Annotated in this window: 18 protein-coding genes; 4 read left to right on the top strand and 14 right to left on the bottom strand. The window is 51.4% G+C overall.

Features of this window, described 5'->3' with window-relative positions; all coding sequences use genetic code 11:
• The 3 genes from HHL17_RS24350 to HHL17_RS24340 form a co-directional block, all read right to left on the bottom strand.
• Positions 1-1,422 carry a sugar porter family MFS transporter gene (locus HHL17_RS24350; RefSeq protein ID WP_262889100.1) on the bottom strand — a complete coding sequence of 474 codons (1,422 nt, stop codon included), beginning with the start codon at positions 1,420-1,422 and terminating at the stop codon, positions 1-3.
• Positions 1,416-4,040, bottom strand: a complete 2,625-nt coding sequence (locus tag HHL17_RS24345; RefSeq protein ID WP_169227456.1) for an ROK family protein — start codon at positions 4,038-4,040, stop codon at positions 1,416-1,418. The genes HHL17_RS24350 and HHL17_RS24345 overlap by 7 nt, the downstream gene beginning before the upstream one ends.
• A 533-nt stretch (positions 4,041-4,573) precedes the next feature.
• Positions 4,574-5,677 (bottom strand): acyltransferase family protein, encoded by a 1,104-nt coding sequence (locus tag HHL17_RS24340; protein ID WP_206156164.1) that lies wholly within the window; start codon positions 5,675-5,677, stop codon positions 4,574-4,576.
• 75 nt (positions 5,678-5,752) lie between these two features.
• Between HHL17_RS24340 and HHL17_RS24335 the strand changes: the two genes are divergently transcribed.
• On the top strand, positions 5,753-6,220 hold the full coding sequence (locus tag HHL17_RS24335) for a DinB family protein (RefSeq protein WP_169227455.1): 468 nt from the start codon (positions 5,753-5,755) through the stop codon (positions 6,218-6,220).
• Positions 6,221-6,321: 101 nt separating this feature from the next.
• Here HHL17_RS24335 and HHL17_RS24330 read toward each other — a convergent pair whose 3' ends face one another.
• The 5 genes from HHL17_RS24330 to HHL17_RS24310 form a co-directional block, all read right to left on the bottom strand.
• Entirely contained in the window at positions 6,322-6,651 is a 330-nt protein-coding gene (locus HHL17_RS24330; protein WP_169227454.1) for a hypothetical protein, read from the bottom strand.
• Positions 6,652-6,663: 12 nt separating this feature from the next.
• Entirely contained in the window at positions 6,664-6,972 is a 309-nt protein-coding gene (locus HHL17_RS24325; RefSeq protein WP_169227453.1) for a hypothetical protein, read from the bottom strand.
• A 124-nt stretch (positions 6,973-7,096) separates the two neighbouring features.
• Positions 7,097-8,542, bottom strand: coding sequence for an MFS transporter (locus tag HHL17_RS24320; RefSeq protein WP_169227452.1), 1,446 nt, complete (start codon positions 8,540-8,542; stop codon positions 7,097-7,099).
• A gap of 45 nt (positions 8,543-8,587) precedes the next feature.
• Positions 8,588-9,547 (bottom strand): alpha/beta fold hydrolase, encoded by a 960-nt coding sequence (locus HHL17_RS24315; RefSeq protein ID WP_169227451.1) that lies wholly within the window; start codon positions 9,545-9,547, stop codon positions 8,588-8,590.
• 55 nt (positions 9,548-9,602) lie between these two features.
• The gene (locus HHL17_RS24310; RefSeq protein WP_169227450.1) at positions 9,603-10,166 is read right to left on the bottom strand and encodes a TetR/AcrR family transcriptional regulator; all 564 of its coding nucleotides are present in this window, start codon (positions 10,164-10,166) and stop codon (positions 9,603-9,605) included.
• 154 nt (positions 10,167-10,320) lie between these two features.
• Between HHL17_RS24310 and HHL17_RS24305 the strand changes: the two genes are divergently transcribed.
• Both HHL17_RS24305 and HHL17_RS24300 read left to right on the top strand, forming a co-directional pair.
• On the top strand, positions 10,321-11,400 hold the full coding sequence (locus tag HHL17_RS24305) for an aldo/keto reductase (protein ID WP_169227449.1): 1,080 nt from the start codon (positions 10,321-10,323) through the stop codon (positions 11,398-11,400).
• Between the two features lie 24 nt (positions 11,401-11,424).
• Positions 11,425-12,357 carry a helix-turn-helix domain-containing protein gene (locus HHL17_RS24300; protein ID WP_169227448.1) on the top strand — a complete coding sequence of 311 codons (933 nt, stop codon included), beginning with the start codon at positions 11,425-11,427 and terminating at the stop codon, positions 12,355-12,357.
• Here HHL17_RS24300 and HHL17_RS24295 read toward each other — a convergent pair.
• From HHL17_RS24295 to HHL17_RS24270, 6 genes are all read right to left on the bottom strand, one after another.
• Positions 12,352-13,020 carry a dihydrofolate reductase family protein gene (locus HHL17_RS24295; RefSeq protein WP_169227447.1) on the bottom strand — a complete coding sequence of 223 codons (669 nt, stop codon included), beginning with the start codon at positions 13,018-13,020 and terminating at the stop codon, positions 12,352-12,354. The two genes, HHL17_RS24300 and HHL17_RS24295, sit on opposite strands and share 6 nt — an antisense overlap.
• A gap of 89 nt (positions 13,021-13,109) precedes the next feature.
• A complete protein-coding gene (locus HHL17_RS24290) occupies positions 13,110-14,330 on the bottom strand; it encodes an RNA polymerase sigma factor (protein ID WP_169227446.1) in 1,221 nt (406 codons plus the stop codon).
• A 51-nt stretch (positions 14,331-14,381) separates the two neighbouring features.
• The gene (locus tag HHL17_RS24285) at positions 14,382-14,720 is read right to left on the bottom strand and encodes a YciI family protein (RefSeq protein WP_169227445.1); all 339 of its coding nucleotides are present in this window, start codon (positions 14,718-14,720) and stop codon (positions 14,382-14,384) included.
• 108 nt (positions 14,721-14,828) lie between these two features.
• Complete coding sequence (locus HHL17_RS24280; RefSeq protein WP_169227444.1) at positions 14,829-15,230, bottom strand: DoxX family protein; 402 nt, start codon at positions 15,228-15,230, stop codon at positions 14,829-14,831.
• Positions 15,231-15,451: 221 nt separating this feature from the next.
• Positions 15,452-15,805: a hypothetical protein gene (locus HHL17_RS24275; protein ID WP_169227443.1), complete on the bottom strand. Its 354-nt coding sequence runs from the start codon at positions 15,803-15,805 to the stop codon at positions 15,452-15,454.
• Positions 15,806-15,810: 5 nt separating this feature from the next.
• Entirely contained in the window at positions 15,811-16,773 is a 963-nt protein-coding gene (locus HHL17_RS24270; RefSeq protein WP_169227442.1) for a helix-turn-helix domain-containing protein, read from the bottom strand.
• 104 nt (positions 16,774-16,877) lie between these two features.
• Between HHL17_RS24270 and HHL17_RS24265 the strand changes: the two genes are divergently transcribed.
• The gene (locus HHL17_RS24265; RefSeq protein WP_169227441.1) at positions 16,878-18,515 is read left to right on the top strand and encodes an FAD-dependent oxidoreductase; all 1,638 of its coding nucleotides are present in this window, start codon (positions 16,878-16,880) and stop codon (positions 18,513-18,515) included.
• Positions 18,516-18,561 lie beyond the last annotated feature (46 nt).

The following is an 18,561-nucleotide window of genomic DNA, read 5'->3' as shown; positions in this document are numbered from 1 at the left end:
TTAGTGGTGGATGATCGTTTTTTCTTTGATAGTGATGTTTTCGAGCGATTGACCTTTGGTTTCAAACAGGTATTTTTTCGCATAGAAAAACGAGAAGAGGCAACAACCGGCAAACAGGAAGAAAGTGGCCGCGATGCCCATGCCTTCCCGCATAACAGGGAATAGCAGGTTGAGTAACCAGTCAGATATCCACATCACGAGGATACAGATAGAGAGTGCCAGTCCCCGCACCGGTGTCGGAAATATCTCCGTGGCAATCACAAATTTCAACGGCCCCAGCGAAAAGGCGAAGAAGAGCAGGAAAAAAGTGATCGGTATCAGCAACGGCCATCCGGTGATCTTCAACAGAAAACAGATGCCCGTGAGCGTTAGTGCGGCAGCAGCGCAGATGGAGCCAGTGAGGTAAAGCGGCCGGCGGCCAAGGCTGTCTACTTTCCAGATGGCGACAAAAGTAAAGAGCATATTGGCGGCGCCCAGCATCACCTGGTACAACAAGGTATCATTCGCTACCACGCCGGAAGAGCGCAGGATGGTAGGCCCGTAATAGATCACCGCATTGATACCGCTGAACTGGGAGAAGGCGGTCAATACACAGGCCATCACCAGCAGATGCAACAGTGGTGGCTGCAGCAAGGCACGCAGCCCGCCATTGGCCTGATCGGTAGCTACGGCCTGGATGGCTTTCAGTTCATGGGCAGCCTCCTCTTTGCTGCTGTTGATTTTCTCCAGGATATGCAGCGCTTCCGTTTGCCGGCCAAAACGCGCCAGCCAGCGCGGACTTTCCGGAACGATGGCCAGCAGCGCGAAGAACGCGGCTGCGGGCACTACGCCGACGAGGAACATGCCCCGCCAGTATTCGGTGACAAACAGCCAGTGCAGCCATCCGCCGGAGGTATCGCCTGCGGCGGCGGCATACCGTTGTATGGCCAGGTTGGAACAATAAGCTACCATGATGCCGATGGTGATGGCCAGCTGGTAAAATGTTACCAGTCGCCCGCGCCGGGAAGCCGGCGCCAGCTCGGAGATGTAGAGCGGCGAGATATTAGAGGCCACACCTACGCCCATGCCTGCCAGTACCCTGAAAAATATCAGCAGGGGATAGGTGGTGGACACGGCAAACCCGATGGCGCTCACCAGGAAAAGGAATGCTGCAAGCGCCAATACCTTTTTGCGGCCAATACGATCGCTCAGCGTGCCTGAAATGGCTACGCCCGCAATACATCCCAGCAGGGCACAGGAAACGAACCAGCCCTCCTGCGAAGCGGTCAGCTGGTATTGTGTTTTTACGGGAAGAATGATACCGCTGATGACAGCAATGTCGAAGCCAAAAAGCAGGCCTCCCAATGCAGCGATCAGGGTGACGGTGGTGATGAACAAGCGGGTGTTACTGTTTCCCATGACGTGAAATATTTGAATCAGCAATAGTTGTCTTTTACATAAGCTACTACCAGCATGGCTTTGCCTTCACCTTCATAGCGACAGGTATAGCTGTCTGCCCCTGCCGGTATCACGAAGGTCTCGGCATACTGAAACCGCTGCGTGCCACCACCGGCGGTAACGTCCAGCTGATGGCCTTCTACCAGCATACAGATGTGACATTGCCCGTTGGTAGGTATTTGCACCTCACCAGAGAATTCATAACGGTCTACCGTATAGAAATGTTCCGGATGCGTAGGCAGCTGCCATTTTCTGCCTGATGACCATTCGTCCTGTAGCTGTGGCTTGGAAATCAGCGTATCAGGCACCGTTTGGCCTTTCCTGTCAAAGTTCAGGTTGTCAAACGCACGGTCCAGGTGGATAGGGCGTGGACGGCCATTCAGGTCTGTCCGCAACCAGTCGTACATCTTAAAGGTGAAGATATAGGGGGTGCTGCTGATCTCCAATACCAGGTTGTTTTTGCCGGAGGCGTGTACCGTACCGTTCGGGATCAGGAACAGATCGTGTTTGTTGGCGGTGAACTGCTGCACATATTTTTCAACGGGCAGTGGTGTGCCGTCGTTGATAGCAGCTTCCAGCGCACTTCTGAAGGCGGCAGGCTGTATGTCTTCCTGAAAACCAAGGTATACCTCAGCGTTAGGCTCACAATCGAGGATGTAATAGGTTTCGTCCTGTGTGAAATCTTCACCGAAATGTTGCAGCGTGTATTCCGGCCGAGGGTGGCATTGTATCGACAGGTTGCCACCGTTGAACGTATCGAGGAAATCGAAGCGGATAGGGAAAGCGGTGCCAAAGCGTGGCGCGGCTTTGCCGAGCAGCTGATGATTGTTGTGGAATGCCAGCATGTCAAAGGTGACCTCCAGCAGGTTGCTGCTGCCTTCCAGTACGATGCCGTTTTCCGGTGTGATCAGTTCAAACGACCAGGCATAATTCACTTCGCCCGGATTCAGGCCGGGGAGATGTTTTTTCATCCAGTCGCCACCCCATACACCGGCTTCAAACCAGGGCCGGGCGCGGAAAGGCTGGCTGAGCATAACGTCCAGGGATGCACGTAACTGTGCGCCCTGCATCCAGGTGATGGTATCCGGCCGCTGACCGTCGATGATCACATCGATATGCGGTAATAAGGATTGTTTGTGTTTGTTCAATGCAGGCCAATCGGCGAAGTAACAACGTTTATACGTATACGTGGGCGTGCCGATATTGGTGATGCTGCCGGCCCGCAGGCGGTACTGGATCTCATTTTTGGGAACATCCACGTACAGCGTTTTGCCTTTGATGCCGGTGAGCGCAGCGCCGGTGCCATAGATAATATGTAATCCGGGCGTATCATCCGGGCGTATGGAGGATAATTTTTCGGCGTCAAAGAAATCCGCCAGGCTGCCTTCAAATCGTTTGCCGAACACCTGATCAGGTGTGCCGGAATAGGCTTCCAGCATAGTGTTGATGGCAGCAGGTGTTTGCAGGCATGCACCGGCGTGGTACCAGTATACGGCCCGGTTGTACGGAAGCAACGCCTGATGGAGTGCTGTTCTGAACTGTTCCCACAGCACGCCTTCATAACCATCTATGATGATGAGGTTGTCTTCTTTGATGAGGGCTGCCAGGGATGCATAGCCTTCCTGTACCGGATGATCTGTATGAAAAGAAGGGAAGACGGTATAAGTGTCTTCACCGGTGTTACTGGTTGAAACGGGCAACAGTGGCTGGCTGGTGCGGCGCAGTTCCGTATGGTCCGGTTGACGGGGCGCCATCGCGGCGCCGGCCAGAATGCAATGTTCTGTATCCTGGCAGTAGGTAATTTTTATAGGGAGATCGCTCAGTTGTTCTTCCAGTGGGCCGGAAAACAGCGTATAGGCGCGGGCGATATTGCCGCCGATCACGAGCTCGGTGCAACTGTATTGAGCAAGCCAGGGCCGCAGAAACGTGCCCAGGTTTCCGCCGAAGGCGTGAAATACCGGCCGGGCTATCGTTTCATATTGTTCCGCCATCGCTTTCACGGAAGGGGCCATCACGCCGGTCTGTTGCCGGAACGTGTCCAGCAGCCAGCGGGTAGAGAAGTAGTCGTCTGCCTGCCCATCCTGGAAAGGACAATCGTAGAAGGCTGCTGATGGCAGCCCTTCAGGGCCCGCTGCCAGTTCCCCGTTTTCCAGGAAGGCCGATCCAAAACCGGTACCCAGCGTCAGCAACACGGCCTTTTCGCTGTTGAGGCCCAGTACATGCCGGGCGCCGACCGCGAAACAATGAGCATCGTTGGTGAAATGAATAGGCTGGTCTCCTGTGCCGGCAGCGTCCTGCAAGGCTTGCCGTACATGCAATCCAAAAAGACGGCTGAATTTCCCGCCCACTTTGGTGATGGCACTGATGCCCTGCTGGTAGTCAAACGGACCAGGCATGGCTATCCCGATACCGTCCACCGGCGTGTCTTTAAAGGCAGTAATACAGCCGGCTATCGTGGAAATGATGTCCGCCGCACTGCCGTCGGCCTGCAAACTTTTCCTGACAATGCTGTCCGGAGCCGCTCCGGGATGCATGGTGTCTACTATACAGGCAGATACATGACTGCCCCCAATGTCGATCGCTATTTTTTTCCCCGTTCCCATTATTTTTTAATGTTCATATGTTCAAACATAATAAAAGTTTTTGGAGTAGCAAATTAATTTGGCAAACAGGAAATGGGAAGAGCCGCTGAGGTTAGCGGGCACAACATGAAAACCCAGGGCTGAAGCCCTGGGCTACGTTGTTTTTCAAAGTCGTTAGTAATCAATATGCTGAAGTAAAGTGGTACAGAGATAAAGTTGCACATATATACATGGCCCTTTTTCCTGGCGATGATGACAAGTCACCTCCATAGCTCATCCACTGGTAAAGAAACTGAACAATACTATAACCCGGAGCTTCAGCCCTGGGAAAAAAATATGGTCACGAGCTATTCTCCGCAGCCAGCCCAAAAGGCTATACCGTATTATTGGGATCTTTATTTTAAGAAATTAGACAACATCTCAACCCCGGGCCAAATGAATGGCACGCGCCATTGCCTACTGCCAGCAAAAATGCCAGCCCTATGGTTTAGCCTCTCCGTATAGAGAAATTGAACAACATCGTAGCCCAGGGCTTTAGCCCTGGGAACCGGGGATCAACGTTTTTTCCAAATCCGGTTTAGGCAGTTTCTAACAGGCTGATCATATCCAACCATCGCCATCCAACCCAGTGTGATCAAGGCTATCACACCAACCGGTATTACTACCGCCAGGGTGGACATATCCGGCTTGTACACTTCCAGGTAATGGGCGAAGATCCACATAAACCCATAGTGGGTCATATATAGCGGGTAGGAGATCTTTCCGGAAAACAGGCATGGCTTCTCCAGCCAGGACACCAGTCGCGCACCGGCTCCGAGGGACACCAGCGCCGGGAAATAAAACAGCACAATGACCAGCTCCACCAGCCAGTTATGCGGGAAATAAGGCATGAACAATGCCAGCAGCAATAACAACGTAACACCAGGAAAACCGAGGCGGTTGGGGATGATCAGCCTAAAACGGTACACCAGAATGCCGGCAGTAAAGGAATAAAACAACCGTGCACCGCCCTGCCAGAAGGTATCTTTGCTCCAGCCGCCCATCAGGTTGCCGGCTTTGTAAGCTACAACGCTGAGTATCACAGCGGCTATCAGTCCTACTACCAGCAACAGGTTACGGCGAAGCCGCCATAATATCAACGCATAAAAGATATTGGCGATGTATTCCCACCATAAAGACCAGGCGGGGGCATTCATACAGAAGAGATTAAAAAAACGCTCTGGCATCACAGGGTAGGGGATCAGCAGCAAAGTGGTAATAAACAACATTGCTATTTTACCAAATCCATAGCCGGCGGGTGGTCCCATCAGCGGGTCAAACAGGAAGGTGAGCAGGCCCAGGACAGCGCCCAGTGCCACCAGCGGATGAAGGCGTATCAGTCGTGTCCGGAAAAAATCCCGCAGGCGCAGTTGCGGCATACGGTCATCATATGCATAGGCGATCACAAAACCGGAGAGGCAGAAGAAAAAATCTACCGCCAGAAACCCGTGTCCCGCAAAGTTTTTACTGTAATCAGTATATACGATTTCCATGAAGTGGAAAATCACCACTGCAATGGCAGCGACGCCGCGCAGTCCGTCCAGTATCGCAAAATGTTGTTTGCCGGCGGGCAGCTGCATCCGTTGAGCCGCGCCTGTTGTCATTGTTCCTGTTTCCATATTGAATCCGCACAAGATAACAACCACGCGGCGGAACTACAAATAGGATTTATTTGTATCTTTTTCAAAAAAAAGATGACCACTGTACAGCAAATGGCCAAACATTTCCGCGATGTGCATTTCGGAGGGAACTGGACCGCCGTTAATTTGAAAGATGTACTCTCCGATGTCGACTGGCAGATGGCCACCACTCAGGTAAATCGCCTGAATACCATCGCCGTGCTGGTGTTCCATGTCAACTATTATGTAGACGCTGTGTTGAAAGTATTGCAGGGGGGACCTTTGCAGGCCAGTGATAGATATAGTTTCGATTTGCCACCCATTACTTCGGAAGAAGACTGGCAGCGGTTGGTGAACAAAACGCTGGTGCAGGCGGAAACCTTTGCCGGTTTAATAGACAGACTGGATGAAAAACAGCTGTCCGAAGACTTTACAGACGGGAAATATGGTACCTGGTACCGCAATCTGACGGGTATCATCGAGCATACCCACTATCATCTCGGGCAAATCACCCTCATCAAAAAAATGATAAAAGAGGCATGACCCGCAGTATTCGCTTGTTATGGCTGATCATAGGAACAGCGCTGCAGGTATCGGCGCAAGCCACCGGCCGGTGATTGCCGGCATCGGTCATTGGCTGGAATTCAGACAGAAATATTAGGTCCCTCTTCTGAGATACGTAGTGGTTCATTCCCGATTTTCATACCAAATACAAAATCTGTTGTCCATTCATCCATATCATCATCTTTTAGCACCAGCAGGGTATAGGTACGGGAGAAACCAAATATTTTTACAGTTGAAACGCTTTCAATTTTTACCGACATTCCAATACTGCTGTTAAACGAAATCACCGCATACCAGCCGGCCTGCACGTGGCCGTCGAGCAACTCGCCGAGGATGTACACTTCATTCCTCCTGCGGATAGTATAACTTTCTATGGCTTTAAAGCGGCCCTTTATCCATGATGGTTCCATTGTAGTGGTATTTTATCTGGGCGTTTTTGAGATGTGGATGATATACCCGCTGAGAATCATACTAAATTTATCCTCCAGCCATTCAGGGTCCTTCTCTTCATCCCGGATGATCAGCATGGTATACTGTTTTGTTTCACCCGCAATCTCTATCGTTTCAATTGCTGCGATGGGAACAGAAAACACCAGCCTGTCCAGCAGGAGCAGAAACCAGCCCGGTTCCATGCAACCGCTGCGCAGTTCCCCGATGATGCATAGCTCACCTCGTTCATAAATGATAAACCAGTTGATGGGGTTAAATATGCCTTCAGTACAGGGGGACATGAGTACTCACTTTTAGGTAAACAGGAATTATAACAAGCCTCGCAGGTTCAGTGAGTGCGAGGCTTGCGCTGTAAATATATTATTCGTTTTTATATTGATGAAAAATTTCCCGTATGTACCAGTGTTAATTCACGACAGGCCGTGCCTTTTTCCCCGAGGCAGTTCGCGACACGGTTGTTTGATGATCGGGCATGCTGTACAAACAAATGAGCACGATAACGAGCATGGCTATACTGAAAATAGCTGCTGCGCGGTAGGCCGTCACATACGCTGTCAATCCGGGCGTGTTGCCTGCATAATAGAAGAACACGCCGCCCACCACCGCTGCGCCCATGGCAATGGCCGATTGTTGCGCGGTGTAGTAGGTACCGGAGGCGGCACCGGCAAATTCATGTGGGATACCTTTGAGGGAAAAGGCAAGCAGGGAAGGCAATACGGCGCCGCATCCTACGCCGTAGGTAAACAGGATGGCGGAGAACACATAAGGCGGTACGCTGCGGGTGACCAGAAAAACACAGTGCAGGACAAACGAAACGATCATGATCATCACGCCGGCCATCAGCACTTTTTTTCCAAGAGCCGGGATCAGTTTAACGGAAAGCACGGACGCTATCACATAACCGATACCCTGAAATACAAAGTAGGCGCCTGTTGTATGGGAAGCGAGGCCCAACCCGTCCTGGAAAAATACGCCGGTGATCAGAAAATAGGATTCCTGTACCAGGAAATAAAAGATAGAAGCATAGAGCCCGGTGCGGAAGTCTTTGTTGCGGAACAAACGGGCGTCTATCAGTGGCGCCTTGCCTTGGGCAAGTTTCCGCTGCTGGTCACGGCTGAAAAGGAACAGCAGTGCTATCGCTGCCAGAAAAAGGAGGATGCTCCAGGCGGGCCAGCCCAGTTCGCGGCCTTGTATCACGGGAAACACCAGGCAGAAGAGCGCGGGTGTCAGCAGGGCTACGCCGCCATAGTCGAACCGCTGCGAGGTATTCCTGGGTGTTTCATGCAGGAAAATAGCGGCGCTGACCGATGCAATAAGGCCCAGCGGGAGATTGATAAAAAATATGAGCCGCCAGCCTTCAATGGCAAAGTGAGTGTCTGGCAGTACGCCGCCCAGGAACTGCCCTATCACGGAAGCTGAACCGGCTATAATGCCATAGATGCCGATGGCTTTCATCCGCTCTTTGGGTTCAGGGAAAAGCACCTGTATGTAGGAAACGCCTTGTGGCGTCATCAGGGCCGCTGCCAGTCCCTGCACGAACCTGGCGATATTGAGCTGAAGACCTGACTGTGCAAGGCCGCAAAAGCCGGAGGCCAGCGTAAACAGGAACATGCCGGTGAGGAAGATTTTTTTGCGGCCGTAATAATCGCCCAGTCGCCCACCGGTGATCAGCAGGCAGGAATAGCCCAACAGGTAGATGGCCACTACCAGTTGCAGTTCGCTGTTGGTGCCGTTTAATCCTCTTTTGATGGCCGGCAGGGCTACGTTGACAATAAATATGTCAATCACCGCCAGGAAGATGCCCGCTGATACGATGGCCATCGATAACCATCTCGATGTATTGTTTTGCATAAAATAAATTATATAGATAGATCTATCTATTTTTAAGTAAAAAAATTAATACGCTTCATACGCGTCCTGTGTGGCGGTCTCTTTATCGCCGGAGGGGATGCCCAGAAAGCGGGACACCAGGCTGCCGATAGCATCGGGAGCATCTTCAAGGCTGTAGTGGCCCGTTTGCGGCAGTTCGTATACCTTTCCATTGGGGAACAGGGACCGGAAAAGCGGCAGGAAATGTTTGCCATGAAGGGTACGGTCTTCCATACCCCAGATAGCCATGGCAGGCAGGCGGCTGATCATCTCCCGGGCTTCGGCGGCAGGTGTTTCAAATTGATGCATGCCTGCGGCAAAACCGGCGGCCCAGCCTGATACGCCGCGGCAGTCGGCAGGAGTGGGGAACGGGCTGCCATAAGCTTCCAGCCAGGTAGGCGTAATCAGTGCATTGTTTTCAAATCCGTTCAACTTCAGGGTGCTCAGGATATTGTATCCGGTTTCATTCAGCACGGTTTCCAGGCGGCCTTCCTGCGCGGCGCGGAGAATCCAGCTAAACCAGGGAGATTCCTGCGCATTGGCGGTGAGTACGTCGCCCAGTTCCGGCTGACCAAAAGGTACCGGTCCGTTGATACTGATAACGGCACTCACCCGCTCCGGATGCCTGGCTGCCAGTCCCATGCCTACTGGTCCGCCAAAATCATGCATCACCAATACGATTTCCCGCAGGTCCAGCGCCAATACCAATTGCTCTATATTGTCAACATGGTCCTGCAACCAGTAGGTACGGTCTGCCGGTGTTTCACTTTTCCCGAATCCCATATGGTCGGGAGCTATCACCCGGTGAGTACGGGAAAGCTGTGCCACCAGGTGCCTGAATAAATAACCCCACGTAGGTTCTCCATGCAGGCAAAGCACTACCGGCCCGCTGCCTTCATCCACATAATGCATCCTGAACCCGGGCGCGTCCGAAAACTTGGGCGCATAGGGGTATGTACCATTGAATGTTGATTCACTGGGTATCATATTTTGTTGTTTTATAAAATAGATAGATATATCTATTTTTATGTGAAGAAAAAAATTAGTCGATCAGCTTTTTAATGAATTTGCGGACATGTTCCAGCGCCTGCATATTCCTGGAAATGGTGGTGTTAACGGTAGCCCCTTCTACCATCAGAAAGAAATTTTCCGCCAGCAGCTTCCTGTCCAGCTCACCGGTGTCTTTCAGCTCCCGGAACAGCCCTTGCAGCAATACACGCTGTTTGCTCTTATGAGACTCCACCATCTGTTGTATCTGCGCTTCCTGTGATCCTATCTCCGAAATGATTTTGGTGAAAGGACAACCACAGAAATCGGACTGCTTTTGCTGCGCTATCCGGAAATCCACAAACTTCAGGATCTTTTCTTTCGCACTGCTGGTGCCTTTGCAGCTGCGTTCGTACCCCTCAAACCACTCATCTTCCTTTCGTTGCAGATAGGCCAGCAACAGATCATTTTTAGACGGAAAGTGGTTATACAGGGAACCTATGGCTATATCAGCTTCGGCAATAATCTGGTTGATACCGGTCTGATTAAAGCCCTGACGGGAAAACAACTCAGTCGCCACATTCAATATCCGGTCCCGCACTTTTACTTTTTCCTTCATAAACCTGTTTTTACAGGAGCAAATATAGACCTTTTTCTAAAAATAGAGAGGTCTATCTAAAATTGACAAATCCTGTTTCTGGTTATATTAATCCCTGATCCGGTTACTTCCCCGTTTTACGGTTAGCAGAATTTTGCTGTCAAAGTAAAAAGAGATGGAATTAACACATTATCGCACGCTGGGGCGGTCGGGGCTGAAAGTGAGCCCGCTGACGCTTGGCGCCATGACATTCGGGACGGACTGGCATTACGGCGCTTCACCGGAAACGTCTAAAGAAATACTGGCGGCTTACCTCGGCCAGGGCGGCAATATGATAGATACGGCCAACATCTACACCCGGGGACATTCGGAAAAAATCATCGGGGATTATCTGAAAGAAAGTAATATCAACAGGGACCGGCTGGTGATCGCCACCAAATTCTTCGGCAGCATGCGGCCCGGAGATCCCAACAGTGGCGGAACGGGCAGGAAAGCTATTTTAGCTTCGCTGGAAGCGTCATTGCGCCGCCTGCAAACCGACTATGTAGACCTCTACTGGATGCATGCCTATGATCCGCACACCCCCATAGAAGAAACGCTCTATACACTGGAAAATCTGGTACAGTCGGGAAAAGTGAGGTATATCGGTGTATCAGACACGCCGGCATGGAAGATCGCAGCAGCGCAAACGATCGCACACTTCAGGGGTTGGCCGGCATTCATCGGTTTGCAAATAGAATACTCCCTGTTGGAAAGGACCGTGGAAGCGGAATTAATACCCATGGCCCAGGAGATGCAGCTGGGCGTCATGCCATGGTCTCCGCTGAAACAAGGCATTCTCTCCGGAAAATACACCCGGGAGAATAAAGGTCAAACCCTTAGCAAACGCACGGCTACAGGGTCTGTCAGCGAAAAGGCCTATGACGTGATTGAAGCGCTGAACAGCATCGCGACGGACTATCGCTTGCCGGCATCGGCTATCGCGCTGGCCTGGGTGATGGCGCGGGAAGGTGTCACATCAACGATTATCGGCGCCCGTACAACGGAACAATTGCAGCAAAACCTGCTGGCTTTGACGGTAACCCTTTCACCGCAAGTGATCGCGGCGCTGGATGCCCTGTCGGCGCCGGAACCTGTTTTTCCATATACCTTGCTGGCAAATGCCCGGCATATCGCGCAGGGAGGCGCTACGATCAACGGGCAGGCGTCGGTGTTGCCCGCCATCCTCCCCCAGCAGGAGAACGATCATTATTGACGCGATATGTCTTATTTTTATGGCATGAAGAAAACAATGCCATCACCGGCGATATATCCGGATATCGCCTCTTTTCACAACGAACTGGGACTGCCGGCGCCGCAACATCCGTTGATCAGTTATGTCAGCTACGAAGGGATGCAGTTCCAGCGTGAGTTTTCTTCGCGTATCATGCTCAATTTTTACAAGGTTTCTTTCATCCATAAAACCAACGGCATGGTCCGTTATGGCCAGCACTATTACGATTTCAAAGAAGGCGGCCTGTGTTTTATGGCGCCGGGCCAACTGATCTCCGGTGCCTCTCCGGAAAAGAGCCTTTCTGGCGTGATCATTTTTTTTCATCCTGATCTTATCCGGCATCACCCGCTGGCAAAGAAAATCCGCCAATATGGTTTTTTCTCCTATGCGGTGTCAGAAGCATTGCATCTGACAGAGAAAGAAAAAGAGGTGATCCTTAAAATATTTGAACAGATAGGGATGGAGCTGGACACGCCGGCCGACCGCTTCAGCCAGGACCTGTTGGTGTCCGGGCTGGAGCTGTTGCTGGATTACAGCAACCGTTTTTATCACCGGCAGTTTACCGCGCAGCGGGACGATGACCATGGCCTGTTGAACCGTCTCGATACGGTATTGCTTCAGTATTTCGATAGCGATGCGCCGTCCCGCTCAGGATTGCCCAGTGTGCAATATGTTTCAGAGCAGTTACATTTTTCGCCCGATTATCTCAGCGACCTGTTGCGGGCTAATACCGGGTTAAATACACAGCAACATATCCACCGGAAGTTACTGGAAACAGCCAAAGACCTGTTAGGCGCCGGTGAATGGAGCGTGGCTGATATCGCCTACAGGCTGGGCTTTGAGCAACCTCAGTCTTTTAACCGGTTGTTTAAGAGTAAGACAGGGATGTCCCCGCTGGCCTATCGGCAATCCCTCAAAGCGGGGACTGATACATTATGATTTGGCATCTTCTGCCAGCACTTTTTTTCTTCTCTCCAGTTCCTCTGCAGAAGGTGGTTTCGCTTCAATCGCGCGTGTATGCAGTGCTCCTGCTGCTTCGTAGGTGGTCAGGATCACCCCGGTGGAAGTAGGGGTGGCGTCTGTCAGTTTCCAGCTGCCGGGAAGCGTACCATCCTCGAACAGGCGCTTGCCCGAACCGATAGTGACAGGGTAAAGCCACAGATGCGCGATGTCTACCAACTGATGTTTCAGCAGTGTTTGTATCAGCTGACTGCTGCCGTAGACTTGCAAATCAGGGCCGTCCGTTTTTTTCAGTGCCTGTAGTTTGGCTACCACATCATCGTTAATCAGCGTAGAATGTTGCCAGGGCAACGGAATGTCATGATGTGAAACGACAAATTTCTCCGCGCTGTTGAATTTTTTACCGATGGCGTCATCATAGTGAGGCCAGTGGGCCGCGAAAATGTCGTAAGTACGTCTGCCCAACAACAGGTCGAAAGGCTGATTCATAACATCGGTCAGCTTCTTGTGCAGGATATCGTCGCCAAAGGGAGCCACCCAGCCACCCCATTGAAAGCTGCCGGAGGTATCTTCCTGTGGCCCTCCCGGCGATTGTATAACACCATCTAACGTAATAAAATTAACAAGGATAATCTTTCGCATAACATTTGAATTTGTACTACAAAAGTACAGGAGACAGTTAACCTGAACACTGTGTAAGTGCGACTTTTTGAGGGTGAAATTCCGGCAGTTTACAGCAAGGCTATTTTACGCAGCACCTGTTGTTTTTCAATGGGAGAGCGGGCAAGGGACAATGCCTGGCGAAGGCAGGCGACGGCTTTTTCTGGTTGTATATTTTTATACAGTTCACCTAACAGCACAAAATAGAAGTGGTTGTTGGTCAGCGGAATTTTTTCTGCTTCATCGATAGCAATCTGTGCGCCATGAACTTTGTAGACGGCATAGGCACGGTTAAGCGCTACGGTGGGTGAGAAGTTCACCTGTAGCAACTGGTCATACAGGTGCAGGATATCCTGCCATTTTTCGGGTGTGTCTGTCTGCTGGCAATGCCGGTAAGCGATGCCTGCTTCCAGGTGATAAGAGGTGAGTTGTCCGCCTTGTGCAGAACGTTCAAGATAACGGATACCCTGATGGATCAGCGCCTGGTCCCATTGGGTGTTGTCCTGTTCTTCATAGAGCACAAAGGATGTTTCGCTGTTTTGTCGTGCTTCAAACCGTGATGCATGGAAACACATCAGGGCAATCAATGCGTTGGTGGCAGGGAGGCTGGTCTTCTCATAATCAGCCAGCATCAGCCCCAGGCGCAGGGCTTCGAGGCATAGCTCCTGTTGCAGGACGCGGCTTTGGGTACCGGAATAATATCCTTCGTTAAACAGCAGATAAATAACGTGCAGTACATTATCAAGTCGTTCCTGTAGCATGTTTTCCGGAGGCATCTCCAGTTTAAGCTGTACCGTCCTGAGTTTTTCCTTTGCCCGGAATAGTCTTTTGTTGATAGTGTCTTTACTGGTGAGAAAAGCTTCTGCTATTTCATCGATGCCAAATCCGCAGAGGATGCGCAGGGCCAGTCCTATCTGGCTTTCGCTGGCGATAGCCGGATTGCATATAGCGAAAATCATCTGTAGCTGACTGTCCCGTATGTGCTGGTCTGAGAAGTCGAGGGTCTCTTCCGATTCCTGACCGGCTTTCAGTGCAGGCATTACTTTTTCTTCATAGATTTTGTTGCGCCGGAAGTGGTACAATGTTTTTTGTCGTGCTACGGCATAGAGCCATGCGGCGGGGTTTTCAGGCATGCCTTTCATGCCCCATGTTTCTGCTGCCGCGAGGAATGTCTCACTGACAATGTCTTCCGCTGTTTCGATATGTTGCAGTCCAAAGCGGTGGCTGATAACCGCCACCATGCGGGAGAATTCCTGCTGGAACAATTGTTTTAAAGAGAGTGCTGCTTCCATGACAAGACACCACCCGCCTTATGGGGCAGGTGGTGATAAAATTGTTTACAATTACATATACAATGGCCTGATCTCGACGCTGCCGCCCATATCCACAGCAGGGCAGCCATGGGCCAGGGTGGTAGCCGCTTCCAGATCTTCGGCCTTTACGATGATAAAGCTGCCAAGTATTTCCCTGACTTCCACAAAAGGCCCGTCAGTAACCACGCCACCGGACTTCAACACCTTACCTTCCAGTGACAGGCGCGGGCCATGGCTGGATAACTTATCCTGGGCCACAATACCGTTGACCCAGTCTTTCCATTTTTGCGCCAGTGCCTGCATCTCGCTGGGGGAAGCATTACTGTAATCGTAGCTGGGCTGGCGGAATAATAACATAAACTCTTTCATCCGATCATTATATTAAAGTGATGTAAAATGATAACATACTTAAGATGACTGAAAAATAAAAAACAGGACATCTTGCTAAAAAATAATTTCCGGTAGATAAACATACAATTATTCCGGCATGTTTGTTAAGGCCGCTATCCTTCTGTTAGCAGGCCTCAGATACCAGGATAGCACGATGAGTACCACGAAAATGCTCTGTGCGGTAACAGCTGCCAGGCCATCGCCGCTGACAAGATGAGAGATCACGGCGCCGGTCATCAGAAAAAAGAACCCGGCATAAGCCCATTCTTTGATCAGCGTCATCCGGGGTAACAGCAGGGCTGTCACGCCCAATAGTTTCCAGGTGCCCAGTATCGTCATCACATAAACCGGATACCCCAGGTGGATGATGCCCTGCGTATTCCAGGGAGCCCGTATCAGTTGAGCGATACCACCGGAGAGCATGCCGGCGGTCAGTAAACCGGTCGTAATCCAATAGGCGATGTTCCGGCCTTTAGCATTTGATTGCATAGTGAAATAATTTTTGTTTCATCAGTATGATGACTGAGCAGCAGGAAATAGGACAGGGGGAGGGTTTTTAGTTTTCGCAAAAAAAATAAAGGGGCCAAAACGTTCACAAAGGGGCCATAAAGGGGCCAAAAAGAAAGGGGCAATTAATAATGCTAAAGGGGTAATAAAGGGGAAAAACAGGCCTTAAAGGGGCAATAAACGGGCAAAATGCTTCAAGACGCTTACTCCCCGCGCCAACTATGCCCGCAATACCTGCATTGGCATGCCTGCGGTGTTCTGGCCAGTCCGTTACATTGCGGACAACGATTAAAAGTTATCTTATCGCCATGCTGGTATTGCATCCGCATGGCCACTTCCATCTCGAACTTATCGAAGCCATCTTCCAGCAGCGTCAGCACGTTTTCATTGGCGGTGATCCACCCAAGATCGCGGTAATGCCGGGTGAGGGCTTCATTGTTTTCTGTGGTCTTTTTGTATTTGTATAACGTCTGCGTATAATGGAAGACTAATCCTACCTTACTTTCCATAAGGTGACTGTAGTATTTCAGGATATATTGTACGGTATCGGGATCCATTGTAATTATTTGAGCAGCCCCATGGGCGTAATACCGAACTTCTTTTTAAAAGCCCGGTGGAAATGTTGCGGATGCGTATAGCCGAGGCCGTAGGCGATCTCGGATATATTATACTCCCCTTGCAGTATCTGTTCCCGCGCGGCTTCCAGCCTTTCGTTGCTGACGAAAGCGAAAACACTCTGTCCGAACAGCAACCGGAATCCTTTTTTAAGCTTGAATTCATTCAGGCCGCATATGCGTGACAGCTCCGCCAGGGAAGGAGGGAATGCCAGGTGTTCCAGCAGGTATTGCCGGGCATGATGCAGGCGTTCACGGTCGGCAGTGCGTAAAGCATCTGTGCCGGCAGACTTATGAGAGGAGAGCAAAGCTTCGCATTGCAAACCGAACAGCTGTAGTATCTGTGTTTCAAAATGCAACCGCTTTAGCCCTTGCGGAAGAGGGCTCTCCCAGATGTGATCAAGTGTATGCTGCAACCGTGGCGTGAAATAAGCGGTGGGTGAATGCACCACAAAAGGAGTGCCCTTCGCTATTTTGTCTGTCAGCTGATGTAGTTCCGGGGCATAGCTGTCGAGCAGCGCTATCATCCTTTCGGGTTTGATATGTACGCCCAGGTTACGGAAACCTTTGTTATCGGCCAGTTCATTCTTTTCCCAGGAGCAGGGGTTAAACAGGAAATTGGCATATCCCTGTGTGAACAGCTGACGGGAGATCAGGCCTTCATGGGTCTGGTATAGTTGTCCGGACATCACGAAATTGAGCTCCACGAAAGTCTTCTCATTATAATGCTGCCATGAAAATTCCGGGGGACCAGCTACCACGCTGCCGTCTGCGATGGCCATGTCCTCGCAGAGAACGAACCTGCCGCTACCATCGATGTCCGGCATAGGCAGACGATACTGGTGTACCTCTCCCTGTGGAATCAGGAAGGCGTCTCTGAAAGCGGCGTTATGGTTAGCAGACGATTGCATGATTACAAATGTAGGATGAAACTGTTACAAAAATGGTACTTATTTATCCGTTTTGTGCACCCTGCCCCCCGGCTTAACCAGCAATTTTGTGGAAACATTTTTTCATGACAACACAACATCAGCTGCAAGTGCCGGTATTGATTGCCGGAGGTGGTATTACCGGTCTTTCGGCCGCATTATTTCTTTTACAACAGGGTATCCGGCCGCTGCTGGTAGAGCGGCACCGTGGTACCTCTATTCATCCGAGGGCGAGAGGTTTTGATATCCGTACCATGGAGCTGTTCCGGGAGCTGGGTATAGGCGAGGCAGTACGGGAAGCGGGCAAAGCACTGGGGCCGGCCTGGGGCGTGTTACGTGCGGATACGCTGACAGCCGCGCTGAAAGACCTGAAACCACGGGACGGGGGACGTATCACTTATCCCAGTCAACTAAAGGGACTGGAAAGCCTGGCGGCGCTGACGCCCGAATCCGGTGCACGCTGTACACAGGACCTCGCAGAACCGGTACTGCGCGCTGCTGCGGAAGAACGGGGTGCAAACCTGTTGTTTTATACCGAGATGATATCTTTTTCGCAGGATGACAACGGCGTGAAAGCGGTGCTGCGCGACCGGGAAACGGGCGAGACGACTATCGTGACGGCAGATTATCTCATTGCAGCTGACGGCGCCGGCAGCCCTGTCAGACAACAATTGCAGCTGCCGGTTACCGGTCCGGGCGTGCTGGCCGATTTCCTCAATATCTATTTTGAAGCCGATATGGCTGAACTGGTGCTTAACCGGGAGTTCAGCATTTGTATTATCGATACGCCGGGCATCATCGGTTTTGTAACGTCTATTAATAACAGCGACCGCTGGGTGTACCAGCTGCGGTACTACCCCGAAAATGGTGAGCGGGTGGAGGACTATACGGAAGAAAGACTGGTTAACCTGCTGCATACTGCACTGGGTATGCCGGAACTGCCTATCCGCATCCTGAGCGTGCTGCCCTGGGAGATGACTGTCCGGGTGACAGACACCATGCAATGCGGCCGTATCTTCCTCGCTGGTGATGCCGCGCATGTGATGACGCCCTATGGCGGCAAAGGCGCCAATACCGGCATCCAGGACGCGCAGAACCTGGCCTGGAAAATGGCCGCGGTGTTAAAAGGTCACGCCGCCCCTTCGCTGCTGGACTCCTATACCACGGAGCGGCAACCGATAGGCCTGTTCAATGCCCTGTCTTCAGCCAGACTGGCAGATGAACGCGGCATCCTGAAAGAAAAAGAGATCATGCAGCGTATGGTGGTAGCGCCGCCAAAGGAAGGGGAAGACACAAAACAACCCGAGATGGAACTGACACAAAACATACGCACGCTGATCGGTATTCCGGATTATCAATATCCCGTGACAGTCTCTTCTGAATGCCCGCCACTGCCGGCAGATAAAGTGCTGTATGGCCTTCCCGGCACACGAGTGCCTCACCTGTGGCTGGATGAGGAACGTAAGCAGTCCACCCTCGATATCCTGAAAGGACGCTTCACGCTCTTTGTCCATGGTGATACCGCCCCCTGGCAGGAAGTACTGAACGGGCACAGTGTTTTCGTACGGGTGTTCCCGTTGGACGGCAACACGGCGGCGCAATGGGAGGAAGCTACCGGCGCTGTGCCCGGCGATGCTTTGCTCGTACGGCCCGACGGCTTCGTAGCCTGGAGAGGTAATGTAAAAACATCTGCACAACTGCCCCTGGCTGATCTGCTGTCATAAGCGAACAGTGATTGTTCGGATTTGAACACTGTATTAAATTTTATAA

Source organism: Chitinophaga fulva (assembly GCF_012927205.1).
Classification (GTDB): domain Bacteria; phylum Bacteroidota; class Bacteroidia; order Chitinophagales; family Chitinophagaceae; genus Chitinophaga; species Chitinophaga fulva.
The sequence above is the reverse complement of the archived record's forward strand: the minus strand, read 5'-3'. Positions and strand labels throughout refer to the sequence as shown.

Coding starts and splice junctions, on each gene's coding strand:
- HHL17_RS24345 (WP_169227456.1), bottom strand. CDS start 4,040: ATGGGAACGGGGAAAAAAATAGCGATCGACATTGGGGGCAGTCATGTA.
- HHL17_RS24340 (WP_206156164.1), bottom strand. CDS start 5,677: ATGGAAACAGGAACAATGACAACAGGCGCGGCTCAACGGATGCAGCTG.
- HHL17_RS24335 (WP_169227455.1), top strand. CDS start 5,753: ATGACCACTGTACAGCAAATGGCCAAACATTTCCGCGATGTGCATTTC.
- HHL17_RS24330 (WP_169227454.1), bottom strand. CDS start 6,651: ATGGAACCATCATGGATAAAGGGCCGCTTTAAAGCCATAGAAAGTTAT.
- HHL17_RS24325 (WP_169227453.1), bottom strand. CDS start 6,972: ATGTCCCCCTGTACTGAAGGCATATTTAACCCCATCAACTGGTTTATC.
- HHL17_RS24320 (WP_169227452.1), bottom strand. CDS start 8,542: ATGCAAAACAATACATCGAGATGGTTATCGATGGCCATCGTATCAGCG.
- HHL17_RS24315 (WP_169227451.1), bottom strand. CDS start 9,547: ATGATACCCAGTGAATCAACATTCAATGGTACATACCCCTATGCGCCC.
- HHL17_RS24310 (WP_169227450.1), bottom strand. CDS start 10,166: ATGAAGGAAAAAGTAAAAGTGCGGGACCGGATATTGAATGTGGCGACT.
- HHL17_RS24305 (WP_169227449.1), top strand. CDS start 10,321: ATGGAATTAACACATTATCGCACGCTGGGGCGGTCGGGGCTGAAAGTG.
- HHL17_RS24300 (WP_169227448.1), top strand. CDS start 11,425: ATGAAGAAAACAATGCCATCACCGGCGATATATCCGGATATCGCCTCT.
- HHL17_RS24295 (WP_169227447.1), bottom strand. CDS start 13,020: ATGCGAAAGATTATCCTTGTTAATTTTATTACGTTAGATGGTGTTATA.
- HHL17_RS24290 (WP_169227446.1), bottom strand. CDS start 14,330: ATGGAAGCAGCACTCTCTTTAAAACAATTGTTCCAGCAGGAATTCTCC.
- HHL17_RS24285 (WP_169227445.1), bottom strand. CDS start 14,720: ATGAAAGAGTTTATGTTATTATTCCGCCAGCCCAGCTACGATTACAGT.
- HHL17_RS24280 (WP_169227444.1), bottom strand. CDS start 15,230: ATGCAATCAAATGCTAAAGGCCGGAACATCGCCTATTGGATTACGACC.
- HHL17_RS24275 (WP_169227443.1), bottom strand. CDS start 15,805: ATGGATCCCGATACCGTACAATATATCCTGAAATACTACAGTCACCTT.
- HHL17_RS24270 (WP_169227442.1), bottom strand. CDS start 16,773: ATGCAATCGTCTGCTAACCATAACGCCGCTTTCAGAGACGCCTTCCTG.
- HHL17_RS24265 (WP_169227441.1), top strand. CDS start 16,878: ATGACAACACAACATCAGCTGCAAGTGCCGGTATTGATTGCCGGAGGT.